The 23,322-nt window shown below is 38.7% G+C and carries 26 protein-coding genes; 7 read left to right on the plus strand and 19 right to left on the minus strand.

Annotation, left to right across the window (positions count from 1 at the left end):
* Nucleotides 1-29: 29 nt before the first annotated feature.
* A complete protein-coding gene (locus ACIQAA_RS16500; protein ID WP_402621520.1) occupies nt 30-305 on the minus strand; it encodes a hypothetical protein in 276 nt (91 codons plus the stop codon).
* A 293-nt stretch (nt 306-598) separates the two neighbouring features.
* On the opposite strand from ACIQAA_RS16500, the gene ACIQAA_RS16505 reads away from it, so the two are divergent.
* Both ACIQAA_RS16505 and ACIQAA_RS16510 read left to right on the plus strand, forming a co-directional pair.
* Entirely contained in the window at nt 599-1,069 is a 471-nt protein-coding gene (locus tag ACIQAA_RS16505) for a hypothetical protein (RefSeq protein ID WP_402621522.1), read from the plus strand.
* Nucleotides 1,066-1,320 (plus strand): hypothetical protein, encoded by a 255-nt coding sequence (locus tag ACIQAA_RS16510; protein ID WP_402621523.1) that lies wholly within the window; start codon nt 1,066-1,068, stop codon nt 1,318-1,320. The genes ACIQAA_RS16505 and ACIQAA_RS16510 overlap by 4 nt, the downstream gene beginning before the upstream one ends.
* Nucleotides 1,321-1,666: 346 nt before the next feature.
* Here the strand turns inward: ACIQAA_RS16510 and ACIQAA_RS16515 are convergent, their stop codons facing one another.
* The 4 genes from ACIQAA_RS16515 to ACIQAA_RS16530 all read right to left on the minus strand — a co-directional run bounded on the left by ACIQAA_RS16515 (nt 1,667) and on the right by ACIQAA_RS16530 (nt 6,439).
* The gene (locus ACIQAA_RS16515; RefSeq protein ID WP_402621525.1) at nt 1,667-2,458 is read right to left on the minus strand and encodes an HAD family hydrolase; all 792 of its coding nucleotides are present in this window, start codon (nt 2,456-2,458) and stop codon (nt 1,667-1,669) included.
* Nucleotides 2,459-2,607: 149 nt separating this feature from the next.
* Nucleotides 2,608-2,913, minus strand: coding sequence for a glycoside hydrolase family 18 protein (locus tag ACIQAA_RS16520; protein WP_402621527.1), 306 nt, complete (start codon nt 2,911-2,913; stop codon nt 2,608-2,610).
* 66 nt (nt 2,914-2,979) lie between these two features.
* A complete protein-coding gene (locus ACIQAA_RS16525) occupies nt 2,980-3,717 on the minus strand; it encodes a glycosyl hydrolase family 18 protein (protein WP_402621529.1) in 738 nt (245 codons plus the stop codon).
* Nucleotides 3,623-6,439: a LysM peptidoglycan-binding domain-containing protein gene (locus ACIQAA_RS16530; protein WP_402621531.1), complete on the minus strand. Its 2,817-nt coding sequence runs from the start codon at nt 6,437-6,439 to the stop codon at nt 3,623-3,625. Before ACIQAA_RS16530 ends, ACIQAA_RS16525 begins: the two co-directional genes overlap by 95 nt.
* A gap of 292 nt (nt 6,440-6,731) precedes the next feature.
* Between ACIQAA_RS16530 and ACIQAA_RS16535 the strand changes: the two genes are divergently transcribed.
* A complete protein-coding gene (locus tag ACIQAA_RS16535) occupies nt 6,732-7,286 on the plus strand; it encodes a YitT family protein (RefSeq protein WP_402621532.1) in 555 nt (184 codons plus the stop codon).
* Nucleotides 7,287-7,295: 9 nt separating this feature from the next.
* On the opposite strand, the gene cysC is transcribed toward ACIQAA_RS16535, so the two are convergent.
* The 5 genes from cysC to ACIQAA_RS16560 are packed head-to-tail and all read right to left on the minus strand — an operon-like array spanning nt 7,296 to nt 11,130.
* Entirely contained in the window at nt 7,296-7,895 is a 600-nt protein-coding gene (gene cysC / locus ACIQAA_RS16540) for an adenylyl-sulfate kinase (protein ID WP_402621534.1), read from the minus strand.
* The gene (gene sat, locus ACIQAA_RS16545) at nt 7,885-9,057 is read right to left on the minus strand and encodes a sulfate adenylyltransferase (RefSeq protein ID WP_402621535.1); all 1,173 of its coding nucleotides are present in this window, start codon (nt 9,055-9,057) and stop codon (nt 7,885-7,887) included. The genes cysC and sat overlap by 11 nt, the downstream gene beginning before the upstream one ends.
* Before the next feature lie 48 nt (nt 9,058-9,105).
* Nucleotides 9,106-9,807 carry a phosphoadenylyl-sulfate reductase gene (locus ACIQAA_RS16550; protein ID WP_402621605.1) on the minus strand — a complete coding sequence of 234 codons (702 nt, stop codon included), beginning with the start codon at nt 9,805-9,807 and terminating at the stop codon, nt 9,106-9,108.
* 37 nt (nt 9,808-9,844) lie between these two features.
* Nucleotides 9,845-10,378 (minus strand): histidine phosphatase family protein, encoded by a 534-nt coding sequence (locus ACIQAA_RS16555; RefSeq protein ID WP_402621537.1) that lies wholly within the window; start codon nt 10,376-10,378, stop codon nt 9,845-9,847.
* Nucleotides 10,363-11,130: a phosphosulfolactate synthase gene (locus ACIQAA_RS16560; protein ID WP_402621539.1), complete on the minus strand. Its 768-nt coding sequence runs from the start codon at nt 11,128-11,130 to the stop codon at nt 10,363-10,365. Before ACIQAA_RS16560 ends, ACIQAA_RS16555 begins: the two co-directional genes overlap by 16 nt.
* A 163-nt stretch (nt 11,131-11,293) precedes the next feature.
* Between ACIQAA_RS16560 and ACIQAA_RS16565 the strand changes: the two genes are divergently transcribed.
* The 4 genes from ACIQAA_RS16565 to ACIQAA_RS16580 all read left to right on the plus strand — a co-directional run bounded on the left by ACIQAA_RS16565 (nt 11,294) and on the right by ACIQAA_RS16580 (nt 14,141).
* Complete coding sequence (locus ACIQAA_RS16565) at nt 11,294-12,544, plus strand: MFS transporter (protein ID WP_402621540.1); 1,251 nt, start codon at nt 11,294-11,296, stop codon at nt 12,542-12,544.
* 30 nt (nt 12,545-12,574) lie between these two features.
* Complete coding sequence (locus tag ACIQAA_RS16570; protein WP_402621542.1) at nt 12,575-12,862, plus strand: hypothetical protein; 288 nt, start codon at nt 12,575-12,577, stop codon at nt 12,860-12,862.
* A gap of 124 nt (nt 12,863-12,986) precedes the next feature.
* A complete protein-coding gene (locus ACIQAA_RS16575; protein ID WP_402621544.1) occupies nt 12,987-13,751 on the plus strand; it encodes a sulfite exporter TauE/SafE family protein in 765 nt (254 codons plus the stop codon).
* A gap of 114 nt (nt 13,752-13,865) precedes the next feature.
* Nucleotides 13,866-14,141 (plus strand): YqhV family protein, encoded by a 276-nt coding sequence (locus ACIQAA_RS16580; protein WP_179600951.1) that lies wholly within the window; start codon nt 13,866-13,868, stop codon nt 14,139-14,141.
* A 44-nt stretch (nt 14,142-14,185) separates the two neighbouring features.
* Here ACIQAA_RS16580 and ACIQAA_RS16585 read toward each other — a convergent pair whose 3' ends face one another.
* The 9 genes from ACIQAA_RS16585 to ACIQAA_RS16625 form a co-directional block, all read right to left on the minus strand.
* Complete coding sequence (locus tag ACIQAA_RS16585) at nt 14,186-15,661, minus strand: spore germination protein (protein ID WP_402621546.1); 1,476 nt, start codon at nt 15,659-15,661, stop codon at nt 14,186-14,188.
* A 76-nt stretch (nt 15,662-15,737) separates the two neighbouring features.
* Entirely contained in the window at nt 15,738-16,421 is a 684-nt protein-coding gene (locus ACIQAA_RS16590) for a BsuPI-related putative proteinase inhibitor (protein WP_402621548.1), read from the minus strand.
* Nucleotides 16,422-16,519: 98 nt separating this feature from the next.
* Nucleotides 16,520-17,227, minus strand: coding sequence for an ABC transporter ATP-binding protein (locus ACIQAA_RS16595; protein ID WP_402621606.1), 708 nt, complete (start codon nt 17,225-17,227; stop codon nt 16,520-16,522).
* Complete coding sequence (locus tag ACIQAA_RS16600; protein ID WP_402621550.1) at nt 17,220-18,002, minus strand: ABC transporter ATP-binding protein; 783 nt, start codon at nt 18,000-18,002, stop codon at nt 17,220-17,222. The genes ACIQAA_RS16595 and ACIQAA_RS16600 overlap by 8 nt, the downstream gene beginning before the upstream one ends.
* Nucleotide 18,003: 1 nt before the next feature.
* Nucleotides 18,004-18,942, minus strand: coding sequence for a branched-chain amino acid ABC transporter permease (locus tag ACIQAA_RS16605; protein WP_402621551.1), 939 nt, complete (start codon nt 18,940-18,942; stop codon nt 18,004-18,006).
* A gap of 13 nt (nt 18,943-18,955) precedes the next feature.
* Nucleotides 18,956-19,834: a branched-chain amino acid ABC transporter permease gene (locus ACIQAA_RS16610; protein ID WP_402621553.1), complete on the minus strand. Its 879-nt coding sequence runs from the start codon at nt 19,832-19,834 to the stop codon at nt 18,956-18,958.
* 88 nt (nt 19,835-19,922) lie between these two features.
* Nucleotides 19,923-21,104: an ABC transporter substrate-binding protein gene (locus ACIQAA_RS16615; protein ID WP_402621554.1), complete on the minus strand. Its 1,182-nt coding sequence runs from the start codon at nt 21,102-21,104 to the stop codon at nt 19,923-19,925.
* 622 nt (nt 21,105-21,726) lie between these two features.
* Nucleotides 21,727-21,879 (minus strand): YpzG family protein, encoded by a 153-nt coding sequence (locus ACIQAA_RS16620; RefSeq protein ID WP_283860837.1) that lies wholly within the window; start codon nt 21,877-21,879, stop codon nt 21,727-21,729.
* 141 nt (nt 21,880-22,020) lie between these two features.
* Nucleotides 22,021-23,241: a DUF438 domain-containing protein gene (locus ACIQAA_RS16625; RefSeq protein WP_402621556.1), complete on the minus strand. Its 1,221-nt coding sequence runs from the start codon at nt 23,239-23,241 to the stop codon at nt 22,021-22,023.
* Nucleotides 23,242-23,322 lie beyond the last annotated feature (81 nt).

Below are 23,322 nucleotides of genomic sequence, written 5' to 3' on the forward strand. Positions count from 1 at the left end.
AGGAAAATATTTACGGTATTTGGTTCCATTTACACAGCTATTTCATTAATTGATTTATTAACAGCCTGCCTGAATGTCCAAATGATGTCGGTTAACATGTCGGTTTCCACCTTTATTTCTTTTATGTCCCAATATAATTCATTTTTGCGATGATAATAAAAAACTCCATCCTTTGATTTCATAATTGTCAGAATTCCTTTCGGATTTGCTGTTTCCATTGTAAGAAAATGTTTTTCTCCATCCCAATTGGCAAATGCTTCGAAAATTTTCAGAAAGACTTGGACTTCCCGTTTACTCTCCAGCACAATATCCACTCCCCTTTTATAAAAATAAAACTTGAAGTGCCCTCCGAAGTCATTACCTTTCAATCGAGTAGTGTTTTGATTATAGTCAATAAACCAGGCAGCATTCCATCATTCTGTAAGGAGGACTAACATGGTTTTCATCCTTTCTTGGGAACTATAGCGACAGTAAGTCCAAACAAGTTTAAAGTGGTAACAGGAATTCTCATTAATTTCTAATAATCCTTTCATCAACCTCTAACTCCGGTTCGAGATAATTGGATTAAGAAAATGTTACACCTAAGGGAGATGGTATGATGAGCGTTGTTATTGGCTATGTTTCAGATTACTTCTCGATCGTAATGACGGATACTCGGATTACCTATGGCAAGAATGCGGAAATGGGCTGGAATGACAATTATGAGAAGCTGGTATCGATTCCAAATATGGGGTGGGCAACTGGCGTAGGCGTATTTGGTTTTATCGACAAATTTAATAGAAAACTAGGGAAAATGGAACAAACCACCATTCCAATCATGGAAAAATTATTTAAGAAAACACTTGAACAAGAAAAACATAACCATGAATTCCTAAAAGATTTTATCGATACTACCGTGATTACCTGTTCTTGGGTGGGAATACAAGAAGACAAAAGTAAGTTCCGTGTAGGGTTGTTCAACAAGGAGCACTTCGGTCATAGACTTGTTGAATTAGGCACTCATCATATTACGATTTTGTTTCCGTATGATTATTGGAAGAACTTAGCAGGGTGGAAGATATTGAAATGAGGTTCAGTATGTACACTGAATTTGATGGGAATTTTGCGAGTCTACTTCAACATTTGCTGCAAATTTTCGCCGAAATTTCGGCAAACTCATCCGGTGTCAGCACAATCTGCGATATTGGTATTCAAGTAAATTTGGATAATGATTTCTATAAATTTCAACTGAAAGAAGATGTTCGTCCACTAATTATAGCTGCTAAAGATGGGACGATTTTAAATAACATTATCTGTCGTGATATAGGATTGTTACCGTAATGGATTGCTCACTAATTTACGGTAAAAATTCTTGCCTGATTGTTACCGTAATCTGTCGCACTCTAATTTTCGGTAACAATTCTTGCCTGATTGTTACCGTAATCGCTCGCACTCTAATTTTCGGTAACAATTCTTGCCTGATTGTTACCGTAATCGCTCGCACTCCAATTTTCGGTAACAATACTTGCCTAATTGTTACCGTAATCGGCCTCTCTCTGATTTTCCGGTCACAATCCTTATCTTTTTGCTACCGTAATTGATCGAGCTCTGATTTTTCGGGTACAATCAAAAAAAAGATAAGGCTGTCCGAAAGTCTAGCAGACTTTTGAACAGCCTTTTAAAGATCTTATTTCTTGTTTAACTCATCTAATAACGGAAAAAGCTCTTCTAGGTGTTGAATTTCATAAGTTGGAATGACTTCATTTCTTTCTTTATCGTGGCGGTTGATCCAAACAGATTTAATTCCCACTCTATTGGCACCAAGAATATCCGTCATTAAGTTATCCCCCACCATTAGCACTTCATCCTTCTCTAATCCCATCAATGACAAGGCGTGCTCAAATATCGTCGGATCTGGCTTCCCTCTTCCGAACGCACCTGAGATGACAATTTGGTCAAAATAGGGAACAAGTTCAGGTGTAATCGATAGTTTCGTATTCTGCAGATCGGGGGACCCATTTGTCAAAAGAAGCAATTGGTATTTCCCTCTTAATGAATCCAGTATATTAAACGTTTCCTCATATACAAATGGCAAATTTCTGCGCTCCTGAGGGAACCTCTCTGCTAACTCATATCCAAATTCAGGGTCATCTACTCCCAATGCCTTAAGCCCTGCCGTCCAAGCCTCTTTACGATAGCCCGGAACGATTTCTTTCATTTTCCGAAAATCATCCTGATCATCTAAAAAATTTCCCCATAACCCTTCAAACGGATTGATTCCAATCATTTGTGTAAATGAATAGGTCTCATAGGAGGAGTAAAGATTCCTCGCAGCCTCACGAACAGTTTCTTCTAGCTCTTCGGCATTTACACCATAGCGTTCCTCCGCTACTTTACAAGTCGTAGCAAATGCTTCCTTAATACTTTTTTGATCCCAAAGCAGTGTATCATCTAAGTCGAAAAAAATTGCTCTTATCATTTCCCTATGTCTCACCTTTCAGCTAAATATATTTTACTAGTTTACCATTTTTCGAATTAAAAGAATATTCATTCACAAAAATAAAATTAATTCAACCATTTCAGCCAACTAAGTTAGGCACCATCCCCTTTGGAGTGGTGCCAATTCTTTTATGACTGTTCCGCAACCATTGAGCCCTCTTCAGGCGGTGTAATCCAACTCGAAAAAGTTTTCCAGAAATCAGGATTTTCCTGATCCACACCCCAATTTCCAGTACCTTTGATTCCATACTTCTCAATCAAATCATATTTTGCTCGTATTGACTGCTCATTCTCAAACCAGACTACATAATCACCCGCCGTTAACGCTTTACCGTATACAGAAGGTTTTGGATTACTCTCTTTAATGCTAAAGGTTGCTTTCGGTGACTTGCTTTCCTCGTCAAAGGTTATCGTACCATTATAAGTTTGAACCAATTCCCTAATTTGCTGGTTTGAGATTCCTTCCCCGCCGGAAGGTGCCCCTTCTTTCCAGTAGCGCCCTTAATGGCCGATGCCTAAAACAATTTTCTCCTTTGGGACACCATGATCAAGAGCAAATTGAATCGATTGTTCTGCAAATCCAATACTGGCGATCGGACCGGCCGGACCGCCTGCATAACTTTCATCATACGCCATAATCATGAGGTAATCTGAATGTTGAGCAAGTTGCTGATAATCGTAGGCACCATGCCACCCCAGATTGCTTCCGGTTGGATTGGCTGGAACCGCAACCGAGACCTCCTTCCCTTCAGGAACCTTTTCACGTAAAAGCCTTACAAAATCCGTGAACTCCTCACGATTTTCATGGGTAATATTTTCAATATCGACATTGATTCCGTCCAGATTGTATAAGGCAATACTATCAGCGATTTGCTGTGAAAGCTGTTCCCGATTTTCAAGTGCGGCATTGCCTACTTCACGGTCCCAGTGATTGCTTAAAAATGGCACAACCCGAACATCACTCTTTTGCATCGACGCAATGAAATAACGGTCTGTTTGATTGGTTAATTGTAATGAACCATCACTATTTAAATTAAAGTATGTGGGTGAAACAACATTTATCGTTCCTTCTGTTTGGTTCATCGTGTTAACAAAATCTGAGGATGAGCCAAAGTAGAGGTATCCCATATTAAAAGCTTCTGTCTCAGCAATCACATCGGTTTCTAATCCTGCTACCATAGGGAGCTTTAGTTCTTGACCGACAAAAATCATCGATGATTGCAGTTGATTTAGCTCCATAAGTGCTGTTATACTCGTGCCAAATCGCAGTCGCAACCTTCCAGAGATTATCACCCGAACCGACTATATAACTGCTAATCGGTGACATCCTATCGCTGCTTTCATTTCCGGCAGTATCTATCTGTTTGACTGTAATAAATGGCTGCGTATCAATAAATGCACCAAAGTTCATGGTGAATTTAAAATTCCCATTCTGATCCGTAGTAATCTGCTTTCGCGTTACGTCACTTCCCCCTTTGCCAACAATGGAAATAATGATCTCTGAATTCGGCTCTGCAGTTCCTTGCACGAGATAGGTAAATACTCCATTATTGTTACTCACATTACTTGTAGTAACAGAAGGTTCCATTGAGACTGTATCTTTCAATTGTGTTTGGCTAATAGATTCACTCACATTCCCAAGGCTGTCTCTTTGACTCACCGTAAAGGTTATTTCTCCATCTGAAAGCTCCGTCAGGTCCATCGGTATCTCATAAGTATTCCCGACTACCAATGCCGTTTTTTCGACTACTCTCTGGCCATCGGACGCCGTAATTTCAACAATGGCTCCATTCTCTTCAGAGGTACCCTTTACATGATATTCCTTCTGGTTATTTTGGGTAATGATCTTATTGGCTTCTGCTAGTGTCAGCCCTGTTGGTGCTGTTGTATCTTTCAAGATGGTTTTTTCAACGGTTGTTCCCTTATTCCCATTTTCATCCGCAGCTTGCAATTGAATAGAAATATCTCCATCGCTTAATGAGCTTAGATCTGAATCAATTGTAAAATAACCGTTTTCATCTGTTCTAGCAGTTTCCACAATCCTGTTCGTACCATCTGACCATACGATGTTTACATCGACGTTAGGATCTGTAGTACCTTTTATAGTAAATGCTTGATTATTTTCGGTTGAAATCGCACGTAAGTCACCTATCTCCAACTCTGTTGGACCGATCGTATCCTTCTGAATATTTTCAGTAAAAGTAGCACTTTGGTTTCCGAAAGAGTCTACAGAATACCCTGTTAAAATTAGTGGCCCGTCCTTTAGCTCAGAAGCATTTATTGAAGCTTCAAACATACCATTTTCATCTACTAGCAGATTGGTTGAAATTTCCTTTCCTGCCTCATCTTTAAGAGTCAGGGTAACATTGGATCCGAATTCAGCATTTCCTTTGATTCCAAATGCTGCAACATTAGCGCTGTTAACGACTCCCTGTAGTAAGACGGCTGGAATGAGTGGTGCTTTTGTTTTTTTCCTAACTGTTTTGATGATTGCGTCACTTTTATTTCCTGCTTGATCTGTAGATTGAATCGAAATGGTGATAGGCCCATCTTTTAAGGAGGACAGATTAAATGTTTCTGAGAATGTCCCAGCAGGACCAATGGCAGCACTCTTTTGTACTTGTTGATTGCTTCTATCACTAATTAAGAAGGAAACTGATGACCCTGCTTCACTTTTTCCATTAATGGAGTAGGCGTTCACTGTGGAAGAAGCTATTTTATCGGCAAGATTTATATTCTCCAGCACAGGTGCCACTGTGTCTGCCGGTGGTGCTGGCGGAACAGGAACTGTATTCGCAGGTATGAACAGATTTTGACCGACTAGTATCATATCGGTTGATAATTGGTTCCTTTCCTTTATCGCGGCACTTGTTGTATTGAATTTCTTAGCAATCAGCGACAATGTATCTCCTGGAGCTACTATATAAAGAGTGTCTCGAGCAGGTGCTGTTTCCTTCGGAGGCTGTGTTATCGGTGCCGGCTGCACCATTGGTATTGTAAGCACCTGTCCGATGTTGATGATATCAGTAGCAAGTTTATTCGCTTCTCTAATTGCAGAAACCTTTGTTTTGTATTTGGTGGCAATGATATATAATGTATCCCTTGCTGCCACAGTATGAGTCATCGTTGGATTGGCCGGTTCCTGAGCTGTTGTGGCAGGAACAGTTGGAATCACCAGTCGTTGACCTAGGTAAATCATATCAGAAGAAAGTTTATTACTTTCTTTTATGGCAGCGGCAGTGGTATTAAACTTGTTTGCAATAGTAAAAAGCGTATCACCCGCAACGACAGTATACGCCGTTTGATCAGTCGGTGCTGTGGGTGTGGACGGTACAGCTGTTACTGGGGGTGCAGTCGTTACCGGTGGTGCAGTCGTTACTGGCTGGTTTGCTGCCATTACCGGAATAAACAGCTTCTGCCCTATGTAAAGAGCATCGCTTTTTAGATTATTTAGTAATTTAATTTTGTCCACGGTTGTATTTGTTTTTTTTGCGATGCTATATAACGTATCCCCCGGAATAACAAAATAGGTGGAGGCAGGAACGTTCAGTATTTGACCAACATATAAATTATCCGATTTTAATTGATTCAGTGTTTTTAATTTTTCTACTGTCGTATCAAAACGTGCGGCGATCCTGTACAAGGTATCACCGCTTTGTACTTGGTAAGTGGCTTGTGTTTGGGATTGGGTAACTGCCGCTGCAGCTGTGGCAGCTTTCGCGTGAAGCTGTTGAAATGGAAATCCCGCAACGATAATCGTCCCTACCACTATTTTAACGGCATTAATTTTTACGTCTGGGTATTTACTTTGAATAACCTTATCTATTTCATCTTTAAGTGGAATAGGCACATCCTTCGTGGTGCCTAATTCCTGACTAAATTCTGTTTGCAGATCATTCACATACACGTAAAGCGTTATGATTCCTTGATTATTTTCTACCCTCGTATTGTAAATTCTCACACTTACACCTCATATAAAGACATTTGTTACCTTTAGTTTCCTTATTTCGATGAGAATAATGTAAGAAAAATGATTTTCGATAGATTTGCAGCGTGCACTTTTTTTGTATAAATTAATTCAACATATTCCTTTTTCTTTTCTCATAAAATGGACAAGGAGAGGTAGTCCAAAGAGGGGGAATGAATGTGGGAATCACGACTATACATTTGAGGATCCATTTCTACTAGTTATGAAAAAAACATTGCTGACTTATTTTTGTTTAGTTTTAGGAGCCACCCTGCAGGGTATTGCGATGTCCGTTTTTTTATTTCCACATTCCATCCCATCTGGCGGCGGTGCTGGTCTCGCCATCCTAATTAATCACTTTTTCCATCTTTCACTTGGGTTTTCCTTATGGCTGGCAAATGTTGTCTTTTTATTATTTGCACTCCCCTATTTTGGATTTACCTGGACCTTTCGTACGATTATCTCAGTCGCCATTACCGCTATGACGGTAGGTTACATAACCTCTCACTATCCTCACCCACACATTAATATTTTCATTTGTATTGTGGCAGGGAGTATTATTTTTGGCTTTGGAGTCGGCTTACTGATTCGTGCAGGTGCCTCTAGTGGCGGGATGGTCATTCCATCGTTAATGATTGCCAACTACAAACAGTGGAGCCCTGGAAAAGTAATGATGGGAATTAACCTTATTATCTTTTTACTAACGGCAGTGGTCATCGATTATAACATCGTGTTGTATGCGATTATCTGCCAATTTTTCTCCACCAATATTATTGATTATATATACGATTTAAAAATTCATAGGATAAGGTTTTTAACAGCCAATTGGCGCAAAAGATAAGAAGATCCTTTATAGAATCTTCTTATCTTTTAGGTATTTTTTTATGATCTCAACACATTGAGCAATGGTCATATTATCACTTTCAATCACAATCTCAGGTAGTTCAGGCGTCTCATAGGGTGAAGAAATCCCTGTAAACTCTGGAATTTCTCCCTTTCTTGCTTTTTTATATAACCCTTTTGGATCCCTATCTTCACAAACCTCAATCGGACATTTCACAAAAATCTCAACAAATTCTCCTGTGTCGAACATCTGACGAACAAGCTCTCTATCTTCTCGAAATGGAGAAATAAAGGCAGATGAAACGATCATGCCACTGTCAACAAATAGCTTTGCCACTTCCCCTATTCTCCGGATATTTTCTTTTCGATCTGCTGGACGAAAACTTAGATCACTATTTAATCCATGACGAATATTATCACCATCTAACACAAAGCTTCTATACCCCTCATGAAATAAAGCGTAATCCACTGCATTCGCCAATGTAGATTTCCCTGACCCAGATAAACCCGTGAACCAAAGGACGCAGCTTTTATGCCCGTTTCTGTCATGGCGATCTTTTTTGCTTACACTTGAGTGGTGCCATGTGATGTTTTGACTATTTTTCATGTTCAACACCCTTTATTTCCTTTGTGTAAACATGCTGCATCCCTTGTATAAGAATTTCAATTACCTCAGGCCGGCTGAATTCCTTAGGCGGATGAACGCCATTTTTTAACATCGCTCTTACCTTTGTACCGGATAACACGACATGATCCCGTGAATCATGCGGACAGGTTTTCTCAGAGGCCATATTTTCGCACTTTTTACAATAAAAGCTATTCTCGAAGAATAGAGGTTTAATTCCTAAATCTGCTTCGTTAAATTCGCTAAAGATTTTCTGTGCGTCATATGTTCCATAATAATTTCCTACTCCAGCATGGTCTCTCCCCACAATAAAATGAGTACATCCGAAATTTTTCCGGACTATGGCATGGAAAATAGCTTCCCTTGGTCCTGCATAACGCATGGCAGCCGGGAACACAGACAAGAAAACACGATCTTTTGGATAGTAATGTTCAAGTAAAACTTGATAGCTTTTCATCCGGATATCACTTGGGATATCATCTGCCTTTGTTTCCCCTACCAATGGATTTAAGAAAAGACCATCGATAGTCTCTAATGCTGTTTTTTGAATATATTCATGTGCTCGGTGAACGGGATTTCTTGTTTGGAACCCCACTACCGTCTTCCATCCGAGATTCCTAAATTTTTCCCTTGTTTGAATTGGATCGAGGTAAAAACGTTCAAACTCACTGTTATTGATCCTTCTAACCATCGTGACAGGACCTGCCACATAGAGTTCATCCCTGGCAAATAGTTTTTTTACTCCTGGGTGCTGCAAGTCGGTAGTTTTATAAACCATTTCCGCCTCTAAGATTTTATCAGGAATATAGATTTCCTCCACATTCATCTCACCATAAACGATTCTATCTTTTATAAGGTTAATCGTTTCCCCGACCTTAAGTTCGATGGCTTTATTTTTATCAATCGCCAGTGTAATCGGTAATGACCACGGAAGTCCATTTGCCAGACTCATAGTATTTACAACAGATTCATAATCGGTTTTCCCCATAAATCCTTCCAAAGGGCTGTATGCACCATTTGCAATTAGCTCCAAATCACTCAATTCTAAATTATCGAGTTGAACCGATTTACGTGATAAGTCAATGGATAGATCAAGATTTATCCGATTAATTAATTTGCCGCCATGCGGCACACTTTCACTCATCATTCTTCCCTCCCAATTCCAACTGAATCATTAAAAACTTAAAGCCTGTTATGATTCATGAAGTCCGCATTCTGTTTTAGCTAGACCCGCCCATCTGCCGGCGCGCGAATCCTTTTGATTTGTAACAGGTTTTGTACAAGGAGCACAGCCGATACTTGGGTAGCCCTTGTCATGCAGTGGATTATAAGGCAGCTTATTTAATTGAATATAAGTCATGATATCTTCTGAGGACCAATGGATGAGGGGACATATTTTTATTTTTTGAAATTTATCATCTTTATTGAAATATTCCGTTTTGCTCCTTGTAGGGGATTGTTCTCGCCTTAAACCAGAAATCCATGCCTTTGCACCCGCTAATGCCTCCTTTAGTGGAACCACCTTTCTCATATGGCAGCAAAGATTGGGATTATGCTTCCATAATTCATCACCATACCATTTTGCCTGGTCCTCCAAGGAATTCTTCGGTTGTATCATGTTGATTTGCAAGGAAGGATAACGATTTTTAACTTTTTCAATTAATTCATATGTCTCTGGAAAATGTAATCCTGTATCAAGAAAGATGATTTTTGCCTCTTTATTCACTTTCGAAATTAAATCGATCAGCACGATTCCCTCAGCACCGAAGCTACAGGCATAGACAATATCCTCTTTATATTCTCGATAAGCCCACTTTAATACATCTAAATAATCTGGCTGACTATCCATAAAGGCTGCAATTTTCTTTTCATCCCATTTATCATGCGTTAACATCTCTGACAATCCCCGGACCTCCATTTCTCTCCATCCCTTAGGTTTCAATGCTCAACGTAATACAGGCATTATTCACCACATCAATTTTATTCATCTGGTTAATATCGCCGTACTGTGCATATGAAATCATCGCTCTTATCCAAGACCCATGACCAAACGCAAGGATATTTGTATATTTTTGATATTTATCTAAAAACATGACAATCCGTTTTTCTAAATTCTTTATACTCTCACCTAACACCAGCTCTCTTGGATTTTCAAACCATACCTCTCTATATTTTTCAATCAGCTTCTTCTTAGGTACTCCTTCAAATGGCCCAAAATCTAATTCATCCAGTAATGCCTCTATTTCATACTTATATCCATAGAGATTGGCTGTTTGGTGGGTTCTTTGCAATGTACTTGCTAAAACAAGGTCAAAGGGTGCTAACTTTTGAAGTGCTTTTCGGTTGTCCTCAATTCCTTTTAACAGTTCTTCAGAAACCTGTGAAAGTTCGATATCCTGCCTCCCCTGAAGCCATGTTTTTTTATTCCATTCGGTTGGAAGGTGTCGAATCACAGTGATTTGCATTCATCTTCCTCCACATAAAAAGTTTCACTCCGCAGTCCGCGGCGTTGTGTTTCCAATACTAAAACATCCTGAAGTTTCACATTGCCTAAATTTACGTTTGGTCCCACCTCTCTAATAAAATACATTTGATGTTTGGATGTTGGCGCCTCAAAGATGATCTTTTTGCTATCGATATCTTTTATTAATTCCTGAATCAAACTGGATTTAATGCTGCCGGATTTTTCATAAATGCCAGATGTGCCTGAATCTCGCCCTTCTGTTATTACATAATCACAACCTGCCTGTAATAAAAGGTTTATTTCTTCCTTCCAATCACAGATGTCCATATCCATATTAGAATCCTTTGAGCCAACCTCAGCTATAACATGAAAATCCTTTTTTATTTCCGAGATCATATGGAGGCGTTCTTGAAGTGGAATATCCAGCGTTCCGTTGGAAATTTCAATCCAGTCAATCCCTAAATCACGTAAATGCCTTAAATATTCAGGAACCTTTTTCTGATAAAAACATTTTTCAAATAATGTTCCTCCACAATAAGGCTTTATCTGATACTCCTTATAAAGTTCAATTTTTTTCCTAAGGTTTGGAGTCACATATGCTGACCCAATTCCTATCTTAGCTATATCAATGAGGTATCCATAATCATCTAAGATATGTTTTAATTCACCTATTGGGGTGCCGAAATCGATCACCGAGGTCAATCCGTATGTTCTATTTCCTGACGTCCTTTCTGGCAGTATTAAAAAATCCATACCTAAAGCGCCTCCTCTATTTTTCTAGGATAGATTATTCAAAAAATAGGTGAATGTGTAGATATTAGGCTTGAAAAGCAGAAATTAGGCATTTGTCTTGTATAAACTCTGGCTTCACTTGAAACAATAAAAAGGCTATTCTCACAGTTAGGGGTGTACATCCTTGTCAAAGCAAAAACATACGGGCTTAACGATTCTGGCCATTAGTTCCATACCACTTATTCTCGTTTTGGGAAACTCGATGCTTATTCCTGTTCTTCCTAAAATGAAATCTGAACTGGGTATATCTCAATTTCAGGTTAGTTTAGTCATTTCTGCCTTTTCCATTGCGGCAGCCATTTCGATACCAGTATTAGGTTATTTGTCCGATAGGTTTTCTCGAAAGGCGATTATTATCCCCGCTCTGATTTTATATGGGAGTGGAGGGCTATTGGCTGGTGCCGCTTCCGCTTGGTTTGACAATGCCTATACATGGATTCTTGCAGGCAGAATTATGCAAGGTATGGGTGCTGCAGGAACTGCCCCCATTGCCATGGCTTTAACAGGTGATTTATTTAAAGGAGGACAACAGAGTAAAGTCTTAGGATTAGTCGAAGCATCTAATGGATTTGGAAAGGTAATCAGCCCTATAATCGGTTCGCTTTTAGCCTTAATCTTTTGGTATGCAGCGTTTTTCGCCTTTCCGATTTTCTGTTTTATGTCCTTGTTATTAACCATCATTTTCATTAAGGAAAAGAAAACCAAAAAGGAACCCCCTCCGGTTGGTAAATATGTAAAGGGTCTTGTATCTGTTTTTAAAACGGAGGGACGCTGGTTATTTGCCGCTTATATAACAGGAGCTACCTGTTTATTTACACTTTTTGGGATTTTATTTTACATTTCAGACATATTGGAAAAGGATCATCAAATTGATGGAGTCATGAAAGGATTGATTTTAGCGATTCCGCTGCTAGTCATGACCACCACCTCTTATATAACCGGAAGTAAAATTGGTAAAAAGATGAAGCTTATGAAAACATTAATCATAATAGGATTATTGCTCATGACGACTTCATTTGCTTCACTGATTTTCTTTAAAAAATTAGTAGCTTTTTTCGCCGTCCTTTCTGTAAGCAGTATTGGAACAGGACTTGTTCTTCCTTGTATCAATAGCTTTATCACAGGATCTGTTCCAACAGACCGAAGGGGTTTTGTAACCTCCTTATACGGGTCTGTACGATTCTTAGGGGTAGCGATTGGTCCTCCAGTATTCGGCTCCCTAATGGCTTGGTCGAGGTCAGGCATGTTTTTAGTTACTGCTGGGTTAACGCTATTTTGTGCCTTGCTTTGTATGATACTGATTCATGTAGCAAAAACCAAACCAGCTGAAGATAAAGAAAGTGACTCATTGTTTGAAAAATTGCAATTCACTTAAGATATGTAAGATATAAAGGAGAAGATTTAATTGCAAATATATTTTTCACCTGAGGTTATCACCCCTGAATATCAGGTCCTAAATGTGGTTAATTCAAAAAATAAGGGCGTAGGAAACGTTGCCTTTTTATTTGATGAAAAGAAGCTGTATGTTTACGGCATTTTAGAAGATGAAGAAGTGGGTTCTGATTTTAAGGATTTGGTCACTCCCTATATAAAAGGATTAGCAAAGGCTAAACCAGGGCTTGATATTCTATCCTGTCTGTATGTGGGCTGTAAAAAAATTAAGCTAAAAGAAGAAGAGCACGAAGACGAATAAAGATACCACTAGAGGACGGCATTGACCGTCCTTTTTTAATTTGGGTCTAGGCAGTTGTAACATGACATTTAACCACTTCATAACTTATTGGTAAGCAGTTAGACAAATATGGAGTGTGTGGCCTATGAGTATTGGAATCATTCTAATGGGGCTATTAATCGGATTTATGGTTGGCTTGACCGGTGTTGGCGGTGCAGCATTGTTAACACCCATATTAATATTACTAGGGATTAGTCCTTCCATAGCAGTAGGAACAGACCTGGTTTATAACTCTATTACGAAGTTATTTGGATCCTTTCAACATTGGAGGCAAAAGACGATTGATCTTACGCTGGTAAAATATCTTGCTATTGGCAGTATTCCAAGTGCAATATGTGCTGTCGGGATTCTCCATCTGTTTGACTCATTTTTTCATAACCAAGAGGAAGTGATCAAACATGCTTTAGGATACGTTTTAATTTTAGTAGCGTTGACTACTCTAATTAAAACGTTTGCTAAGGGTAAATTAGAGGAAAATTCCTTCCAAAAGAAGCCGCTTCATGAAAAACGGGGTTTAACGATTGGTATTGGGGTGATCTTGGGCTTTATCGTTGGTTTGACCTCTATTGGTTCGGGCTCTTTGTTTGCCTTGGCAATGCTTTATCTATACAGAATGAGTCCTTCAAAGCTCGTCGGAACAGATATTGCCCATGCCTTTTTACTGGTTACTGCGGCTGGATTTATGCATGCTGGAATTGGCAATGTTGATTATTTATTGGCGCTGAACCTGCTATTGGGTTCCATTCCAGGTGTTTTGATTGGAAGTAACTTATCCTCCAAATTCCCAGCGAAACCATTAAGAACGATTATGGCCATCATGATTTTGATAAGTGGTGTCAAACTTATTTAAGAAACACGGTGCCGCCGTGTTTTTTCTTTTTTTAAATGAAAATGAAAAACCTGTCCTTCTCCTGAACAGCCAATCATATACTTATGGTAGAAATGGTAATTCCAGGAGGTCATTATGTTTATAATTATTGAAAAAGTAGTACTCGGAATGGCTTTTTTACGATTAATCTCTGGAAGCATTGAAATATTTGCAGCGATCCTCATGATTAAATTTAATACGGTAGAAAAAGCCCTTATGGTTAACTCTTCGCTGGCACTTATCGGGCCCGTCATATTAGTTCTAACTACCTCCATTGGGTTAATAGGATTAGTTGAGAAAATATCGATCATGAAATTCGTCTGGATTGCTCTTGGAGTGAGTTTTATTTTTATAGGGGTAAAGTCTTCATGAAAAACTACATAAAAAAGAAAGCCTATCATCGCAGAATGATAGGCTTATTTATGTGATTGTCTGGTAGCATCTTGTGGATTCAGTATTCTTGCCCTTGTATTTTTTATCGGGATTGGTGTTCGTGCAAGCATAATCCGAAAATCCTGTGGATGAAATGGGATGAATGGATATAAATATGGAGTATTCATGCTCTTTGTTCTTGTAAGCAGAATAATCCACAATGTAATTCCGATGACAAGACCTGGTACTTTAAGTAAAGCGACCATAATTAAAAAGAAAACACGGAACAAACGGTTTGCTAGACTTAGTTCATAACTTGGTGTGGCGAAAGTTCCAATTGCTGCAACCGCTACATAAAGGACTACCTCATGAGTAAAGATTCCCACTTGTACGGCCACATCTCCAATAATAATCGCAGAAACGATACCGAGTGCTGTTGCAAGGGCGTTCGGGGTATGAATGGCTGCCATCCGGAGAATTTCTATCCCGATCTCCGCAATGAGAAATTGCCATATCAGTCCAATTTCACCAGATTCTTTTAGACCAATAAACTTCCACCGGTCCGATAGCAACTGCTCATTGGTAGCATAGGTATACCATAACGGTAAGAGAAATAAGGATGACAAAACAGCAATAAATCGTGCCCACCTTAAGAAGACACCTATAATTGGCTTTTGACGGTATTCCTCCGCATGCTGCAAATGGTGCCAATAGGTCGACGGACAAATCATCACACTCGGTGATCCATCCACAACAATCAGGACATGTCCCTCCATTAAATGAACCGCACTGGTATCTGCTCTTTCCGTATAGCGGACAAGCGGATATGGATTATAATTTCGGCCAAAGACAAATTCTTCAATGGTTTTCTCCCCCATTGAGATTCCATCGACGGATATATTCTCCAGTTTATCTTTTAACATCTTTACGTGTTCCATATCAACGATACTATCAATATAGACTAATGCAATATCAGTTTTAGAACGTTCTCCTACCTGAACGTAATCCATGATTAAGGAGCGATCACGAACCCGCCTTCTTATTAATGCTAAATTAAAAACAATCGTTTCAACAAAACCATCCCGCGGACCCCGTACAACACGTTCAATATCAGGCTCTTGAGGTGATCGAATCGGGTATTCACGGGAATCAATCAGGATAACTTCTTTACCGCCCTCTGCGACTAATGCTGTTTGACCCGCAAGGATTTGCGCGATAACTTCTTCTAAATCCTCTGTTTTATTAACCTCAACATGAGGAATGAAAGTTTTAAATAGCTTTTCAATCGGATTATCGCCAAAATCCTCAGGTTTACGCTTTTCAATCTCCTTCATGATTAAGAGCAGGATATTTGCCGCCGCAAAACCATCAATCAAGAACATGGCAAATTTACGCTCTCCCCATTCCAAAGGACGGTGGATTACATCAAAGCTCTTTCCTATCCGCAATTCTTTTATTAAATAATCAACATTTTCTTCAAACGTCTCTTTTACTTGAACTTGTGTCCCCTTTTTTCCCAAACCTGCCAACTCCCTAAAATTTTCATATTGGTATTTTGCTGCAAGTTTGGATGATATATACTATCCTTTCGCGTATTTATTCCAGTAAGAACTTTTCAATACTCTTTTGGATTTCATTTTCTGTATAAACAAATGAAATTTCACTGCCCTCTTTAAGGAATGGCAATTGTTGTATGGCTTCCTCTTTTAACTGGAAGGCGACCTTTTCACCTTTTATATCCACCTCAATGGAATGGGGATCGATTTGACCAGTGAATATGCCAGTGGCCTTCGAAAATAGCGATTTCTCAACCTTTAAATCCATTACCACCCTCGCTTGTTCTTCCTTTGCGGTTAAAAAAACTTCGATTGTATACGTTCCGTTATAAAGGTCTGTAATCGTAAAAGAGTTTTGAATTTCTTGATGATTGTCAAACGTCATCTCAGTAATCGCCTGTGTTGACATGACTTCCTCCGAATACTGTTTTACTTTATTCCCTTGCTCATCATAAACGATATAATCTGCCTGTAAGCCGCTTGGAAAAGATAGTTTTAGGGGGCTGCCTGATATATTTTTTACTTTGTAATTAATAATGGTAGAATTGTTTTCTTCTTTTATTTCAATCGATGGATGAACACTAGCAGCAATTTCACTTTGTTTTGGATGATCTATTGGGTTCTCTTTTTTCACAACCTCACCGTTCCCGTTTGTTTGATTTCCAGTACCACAAGCACTTAAGAGTCCAGCTAGTAAAACGATCATCATTCTTTTTAATGGCATAAAAAAATCTCCTTTTAATCGAGTTACTTTAATAGTCGATTAAAAGGAGATTAGAGTTACAATTTCACTTAAAGATTTTTCAATTTCAAAAAGAAATTCTAGAGTCCGCCAAGGTAGGCTTTTTTGATTTCTTCACTTGCTTGTAATTCTGCTGCTGTTCCGGAAATTTCAACTCGGCCTGTTTCGATTACGTAGGCACGGTCGGCAACGGATAGTGCCATATTCGCATTCTGTTCAACCAGAAGAATGGTTGTTCCATCTTGGTTGATTTTCTCGATGATTTGAAAAATCGTTTTTACCATTAACGGGGCCAATCCCATTGAAGGCTCATCGAGTAAAAGCAGCTTTGGCTTGGCCATAATTGCTCTTCCCATCGCCAGCATTTGCTGTTCTCCCCCGGAAAGGGTTCCCGATAACTGCTTTCGACGCTCTTCCAGTCTTGGGAAAAGTTCATAAACGCTTTGAATATCTTTGCGGATTTCCTTTGAATCTTTCCGTAAATAAGCACCCAGTTCCAGGTTTTCCTCAACACTCATATTGGCAAATACACGGCGCCCCTCTGGTACATGTGAAATACCGGACTTCACAATTGACTGGGGAGCCTTGCCCGAAATCGAACTGCCTAAGTACTCAATCGTCCCTGCCTTTGGCTTAAGCAGCCCGGATAATGTCTTAAGCAGCGTACTTTTACCTGCTCCGTTCGCACCAATCAGGGTAACAATTTCCCCTTCATTGATTTCTAATGATACCCCTTTAAGGGCGTGAATATTTCCGTAAAAAACATCAATTCCATTTACTTTAAGCATTGGCACTCGAAACCTCCTCTCCTAGATAAGCCTCGATTACTTTTGGATGATTACGAATTACATCAGGAGTTCCTGCTGCAATGAGCTGCCCATGGTCTAATACATAGATTCTTTCACAAATCCCCATAACTAGCGCCATATCATGTTCAATTAGTAGAATAGTTAAATCAAATTGTTTTCGGATAAATGCGATTAATTCCATCAGCTCGTGTGTTTCCTGAGGATTCATACCAGCGGCAGGCTCATCAAGCAGCAATAATTTCGGACTCGCAGCCAATGCTCTGGCTATTTCCAATCTTCTTTGCTGGCCATATGGTAAATTTTTCGCTTTTTCATCTTTATAACGGTCCAATTGGAAAATCTTTAAAAATTCCAGTGACTTTTCCTCCATCACCTTTTCTTCGGAAAAATGGGAAGGCAGGCGAAAGATGGAACTTAAAATGGAATGCTTTGCTAAAGAATGATAAGCCACTTTAACATTATCTAATACAGATAATTCACTGAATAGGCGGATATTCTGAAACGTACGGCTGATTCCGTTTCGTGTTACCTGGTATGGAGCAAGACCGTTTAGTCTTTTTCCATCAAACAAAATGTCACCCTCTGTTGGGACATACACACCAGTCAGCAAATTAAAGCTCGTTGTTTTCCCGGCACCATTTGGACCAATCAAACCGACCAATTCTCCTTGATTGAGTTCCATATTAAATCCTGAAACCGCCTTAAGACCGCCAAACTGAATCCCTGCATTTTTAACCTGTAGTAAAGCTCCCACGTTAATTTCCTCCTTTCACAATTTTCTTCTTACCAAAGAATTCTGTAATTTCACGTGTACCCATTAAGCCCTGTGGACGATATAGCATGACAACAACCAATACGATACTGTATATAATCATTCGAGTCTCAGGATATTGCTGTAAGTATGTCGAAATAATCGTTAAAAGAACCGCGGCGATCACGGAACCAGACATACTTCCAAGTCCGCCTAAAACCACAAAGATTAAAATATCAAAGGATTTTAAGAAACCAAAGTTGGTTGGCTGGATAATGTAAAAGTTATGCGAAAATAATCCGCCGGCGATTCCTGCGAAAAAGGAACCAATCGCAAATGCTGCGACTTTATAAAAAGTTGTATTGATCCCCATTGCGTCTGCCGCAATCTCATTTTCCCTAATGGCAATACACGCTCTTCCATGCCGTGAGTTCGTAAAGTTGGATATCACAAGAATGGTAATAACGAGACAAACAAATGCGCTTGTCCAAGTCGTCATATTGGAAACCATCATTCCTGCAGCGCCGCCAACATACTCAATATTTAAAAACACAATTCTGATAATTTCACCGAATCCTAGAGTAGCAATTGCCAGATAATCTCCACGAAGTCTTAAAGTAGGAATACCAACAAGAAGGCCAGCTAATGCTGCAACAATTCCGCCAATAATAATGGCTAGAACGAAAGGCAGTTCAAATTTCATGGTAATGATCGCTGAAACATACGCTCCGACTGCTAGGAATCCAGCATGTCCAATCGAAAATTGTCCGGTAATACCAATAACTAAGTGAAGACTGACCGCTAAAATGATGTTAATGATCATTAAGATCAGCATGTTGCTATAAAATGCATTTAATATACCTGTTTGAATCAAGCCTTGGCCAATTCCATAAATCAGTACTGCTAAAATGAGAAATAGCCAGAATTTACTTACCTTTTTCATCTGTCTATCTCACCTACACTTTCTCTTTTGTATTTTTTCCAAAAATGCCTGAAGGTCTAAAAATAAGGATCAGGATTAAGATAATAAACGCTGCAGCGTCTCTCCATAATGAGAATCCCATGGCACTTACCACTGATTCCACAACCCCAAGGATAAGACCGCCAACCATGGCTCCCGGGATAATACCGATTCCACCTAAAACAGCCGCAACGAAAGCCTTTAATCCAGGGATAATCCCCATCAGTGGTTCAATCTTTGTATAATAAACACCAAAGATAACACCGGCAGCCCCTGCTAAAGCAGAGCCAATTGCAAAAGTATAGGAAATGGTTCTGTCTACATTTATCCCCATTAGTTTGGCTGCATCCATATCATGTGATACTGCACGCATTGCCTTACCAATTTTCGTACGATGTACAATAAATTGTAATATAATCATTAACCCCACGGAAACAGCAAGGATAAAAATGGACTGGCTGCTAATTTGAGCTCCGAAAAGGTTAAAGCTTGTGCTTGGCAATACATTATCAGGATACGCCTCAGGCTGTGCCCCACGAGCGTAAATTACTCCGTATTCAATTAATAGCGACATTCCTATTGCTGTTATTAAGGCCGCTATTCTAGTAGCGTTTCTAAGACGTTTATAGGCTATTCTTTCAATCAATACTCCAAATACTGCACAAAATGCCATTGAGAATAATAATGCTGGAAAGAAGCCTAGACCCCATCCCTTAATCGCATAAAACCCGACGAACGCACCTACCATAAAAACATCACCATGGGCGAAGTTAATTAATTTTATAATTCCATAAACCATGGTATAGCCTAATGCGATTAAGGCATAGATGCTACCGAGTGATATTCCGTTTATCAATTGTTGTAACCACTCCATTGTTCTCACTCCTAATTATTCCAAATTTAACTCTTTACATAAGTAAAATGGAAGGGATCATCCTTCCATTTTACTTAACAAGTACTTTTTAAGGATTTACTTTTGTGTTAAACACTTGTTTACCATCTTTATATTCTAAAATAGTAGCTGTTTTAATTGGATGATGATTTTCATCAATTGTTACTACACCTGTTACAAGACTTAAATCTTTTGTTTTCGCTAATTCTGCCTGAATCTTACTTGAATCAGTGCTGCCAGCACGCTCAACCGCATCTGCTAAAAAGTAAACCGTGTCATAACCAAGTGCGTTGAAGGCATTCGGTGCTTCACCATTGTTCTTTTCTTTAAATGCTGTAACAAACTTTTGTACCTTTTCATCTGGATCTTCAGAAGAGTAATGGTTGATAAGGTACGTATTATTTAATGCTTCCGCTCCTGCTAAATCAACCAACTTTGGAGAATCCCAGCCATCTGCTCCCACTAAAGGAACATCGATACCTAATTCACGCGCTTGCTTAACAATTAAGCCAACTTCTTCATAATATCCTGGGATAAAGATGAATGAAGGATTTTTTGCCTTGATTCTAGTTAATGTTGCACGGAAATCTGTATCCTTTGCTACATAAGCTTCTTCCGCAACGATCTTACCGCCTGCAGCTTCAAAAGTTTCCTTGAAGGCGTCGGATAACCCTTTAGCATAGTCACTTGAGTTGTCAGCGAAAATCGCTGCATCTTTAATTTTTAATGTATCTAAGGCAAAGTTCGCAGCTACTGTACCTTGGAAAGGATCAATAAAAGAAGTACGGAATACGAATGGTCTTACTTTCCCTTTTTCATCTACGGTTACAGTTGGGCTTGTTCCACCTGGTGCGATTAGCACAGTTTTCGTGTCATTTGCAATTTGCGCTTGAGCAACTGTATTACCGCTTGTTGCTGCTCCAATAACAGCCGTTACCTTGTCTTGGCTTGTTAATTTAATAATACCGTTTGTAGCCTCTGCTGCTTCTGATTTATTATCTACTTTCACAACATCAAACTTTTTACCATCAACGCCGCCATTTTTATTGATCTCTTCAACAGCCATTTCAATTCCTTTTGACATTGATTCGCCATATGAAGCAACGTTCCCTGAAAGCTCTAAGTTCACACCCAATTTAATGGTATCTGAATTGGCGCCTCCTGAACTTTCTTTCGCTCCTCCTGCACATCCTGCTAATACTCCAGCAAAGATGGTAGAAGCCATAAACACACTAGCTAATTTCTTATTCATGGTGTTTCCCCCTTTGATTGAATTTTCAGATACTAAGAATCGTAGATTAGTATCTTTCTTGCCCCCATGAGATTTGTTTATAGGCTAAATTAATTAACATAAGTTATTGTAGTACTTTTTTCATTGTTAGTCTAGTATATTATTTCAATATTTCAGAACTTTTTATTTTTTATAAAAATTAAAGCGCTTACTTGTTGTTGCAAAGCTTTTTCATAGAGTATTAACGATTATTCCCAATTAGTATTTTTTTGAGGATACATAAAATCCCACTTAAATATTATTCCAAATTTTGTGTTTATGCTTGAAATATTTTACTGATATATACTTTTATTACCAGATACAGTGAAAGTCGCATTTTAGTGAGAATCACCGGTTGAATTGAAAAGGGGTACATACCTATTCATTTCTTAAAATAGTTCTTTTAGAGAATGATTAATCCTTAATCGTTACCTTTCTTTAAAAATTGTCCTCTTACGGGTACGATTATCCCTAAAAGTGGCTATGTTATGGCACGATTCCATCTGAAAAAACTTTTATTTGCTGATTTAATTTCAATAAACATTTTTACAAAAAAAGAAAGAAGACTAATTTCGTCTTCTTTCTTTTTACTCAGATGTATCCTTTACCACCTATGTGCCTTTGCGTTTGATCTCGCGATAATGTTGTGTTGTGAAATTTTTGTGTGTCCATTTACCTGAGAACTAGCACGCTTAGGCCGAGTCCAATTATTGAAGAACTTTTGAGAATGTGGATCCAAATGATCTCGAGTACTCACAATGAATCACCTCAATAGTTAGGATTGGGATACTCTGAAACGCGATATTACAGGAATATCCTTTATAGTATTTGATTTTGGATATATAAAAATACACATCATTTAAAGCAAATCGGCGTTTGGTCCATCAAATATCAGATATTATGACATAATCCTTTTTTCTCCTACAATCGCTTGGATTGGATCGATATTTTGTGTAAATTCAAGTGTACCCATGTATTTGCCATTCTCATCCCTAACAGCAAAATAACGAATATATACATATTTATCACGAAACTTAATCCAGAAATTTTCTGTATCCTTCCTGCCGGCTTTAAAGTCAGCTAACAATTCCTCCACCACATGAACACTTCTCGGCGGATGACAATTTTGCACAGTGCGGCCAATTACCGCTTTTGTACGAGCAAAGATTCTTTCTTTACCATGAGAGAAGTAACGGACAACATCATCTTGATCGATGAACGTGAGGTCTACCGGTAAATGATTTAACAACAGCTCTAGCTGTTTTAATGATAATATCCCTGTTTCCATTTTAATGTATCCATCAGAGATAGCTTTTTCCTCTATTGCATGTCTTTCAGGCTTCCATACTTCGGTAGGTGTAATCAAGCAGTAACCAATCTCATCACTTTCACGTGATATTTTTACCCATTCATCTTCTGTAAAATTATTTATTGCCATTGGAACAAGAATGTTTTCTTCTCTATAGATCATAGTGATAACTTCTTGAATAACAAAATTTATAACTTCAATTAATGACCGCTTGTCACCGTTATAGGAAGTTAATTTCTGTCTTGCGTCTTTAATGGCATCACGGATAAAGTCGTTGATACGCCACATGTTTGTGGTTGGTCCAAAAATGCCGTAGGTTTCTAGGTAAGGAAAAATTAAATTCTCTTTCCTGCTGTAGTGTTTATCGATATCTAGCAGAAGGTTGATATCTTCTAAAAGCTTAAGGATATTTTCATGACTGTCTTCCTTTTCAAACTCCTCCAAATGTACTTTAAGTTGAGTATTTACCAATTTATCTAGTTCTTGATTCTCTAATTTAAAGGTGTGTATCGGATGACCTGGCTGTTCCTCTGGCTTATAGGTGTTTTCAATTTCTACAATAGACCCTTTAAAAATTTCTGTGTGCTTTGCATGTAAACGATGTATTTCTTCTACTGAAAGATCACCAAAATCATGCTGAAGCTGTGAAATTTCATCGATGGTAATGTTTCCGATAAACGCATTGAAATGAGCTTTCACCTCTTTTACATTTTTTCCGTCATGCAGGTCTTTAAAGATTTGTTTTAATATCTCTTGTCGTTTATTTTTAGTTGTAGTTTGTTGTTCACGGTTATTAATTATTTCACTCATAGTTATTCTCCTTCGCTAGTTGCTCTTTTTATATGGAATTGATAATGAATCTCATACATAAAATAACACCTTTTAAAAAGT

It is taken from the genome of Neobacillus sp. NPDC093182, from assembly GCF_044754045.1.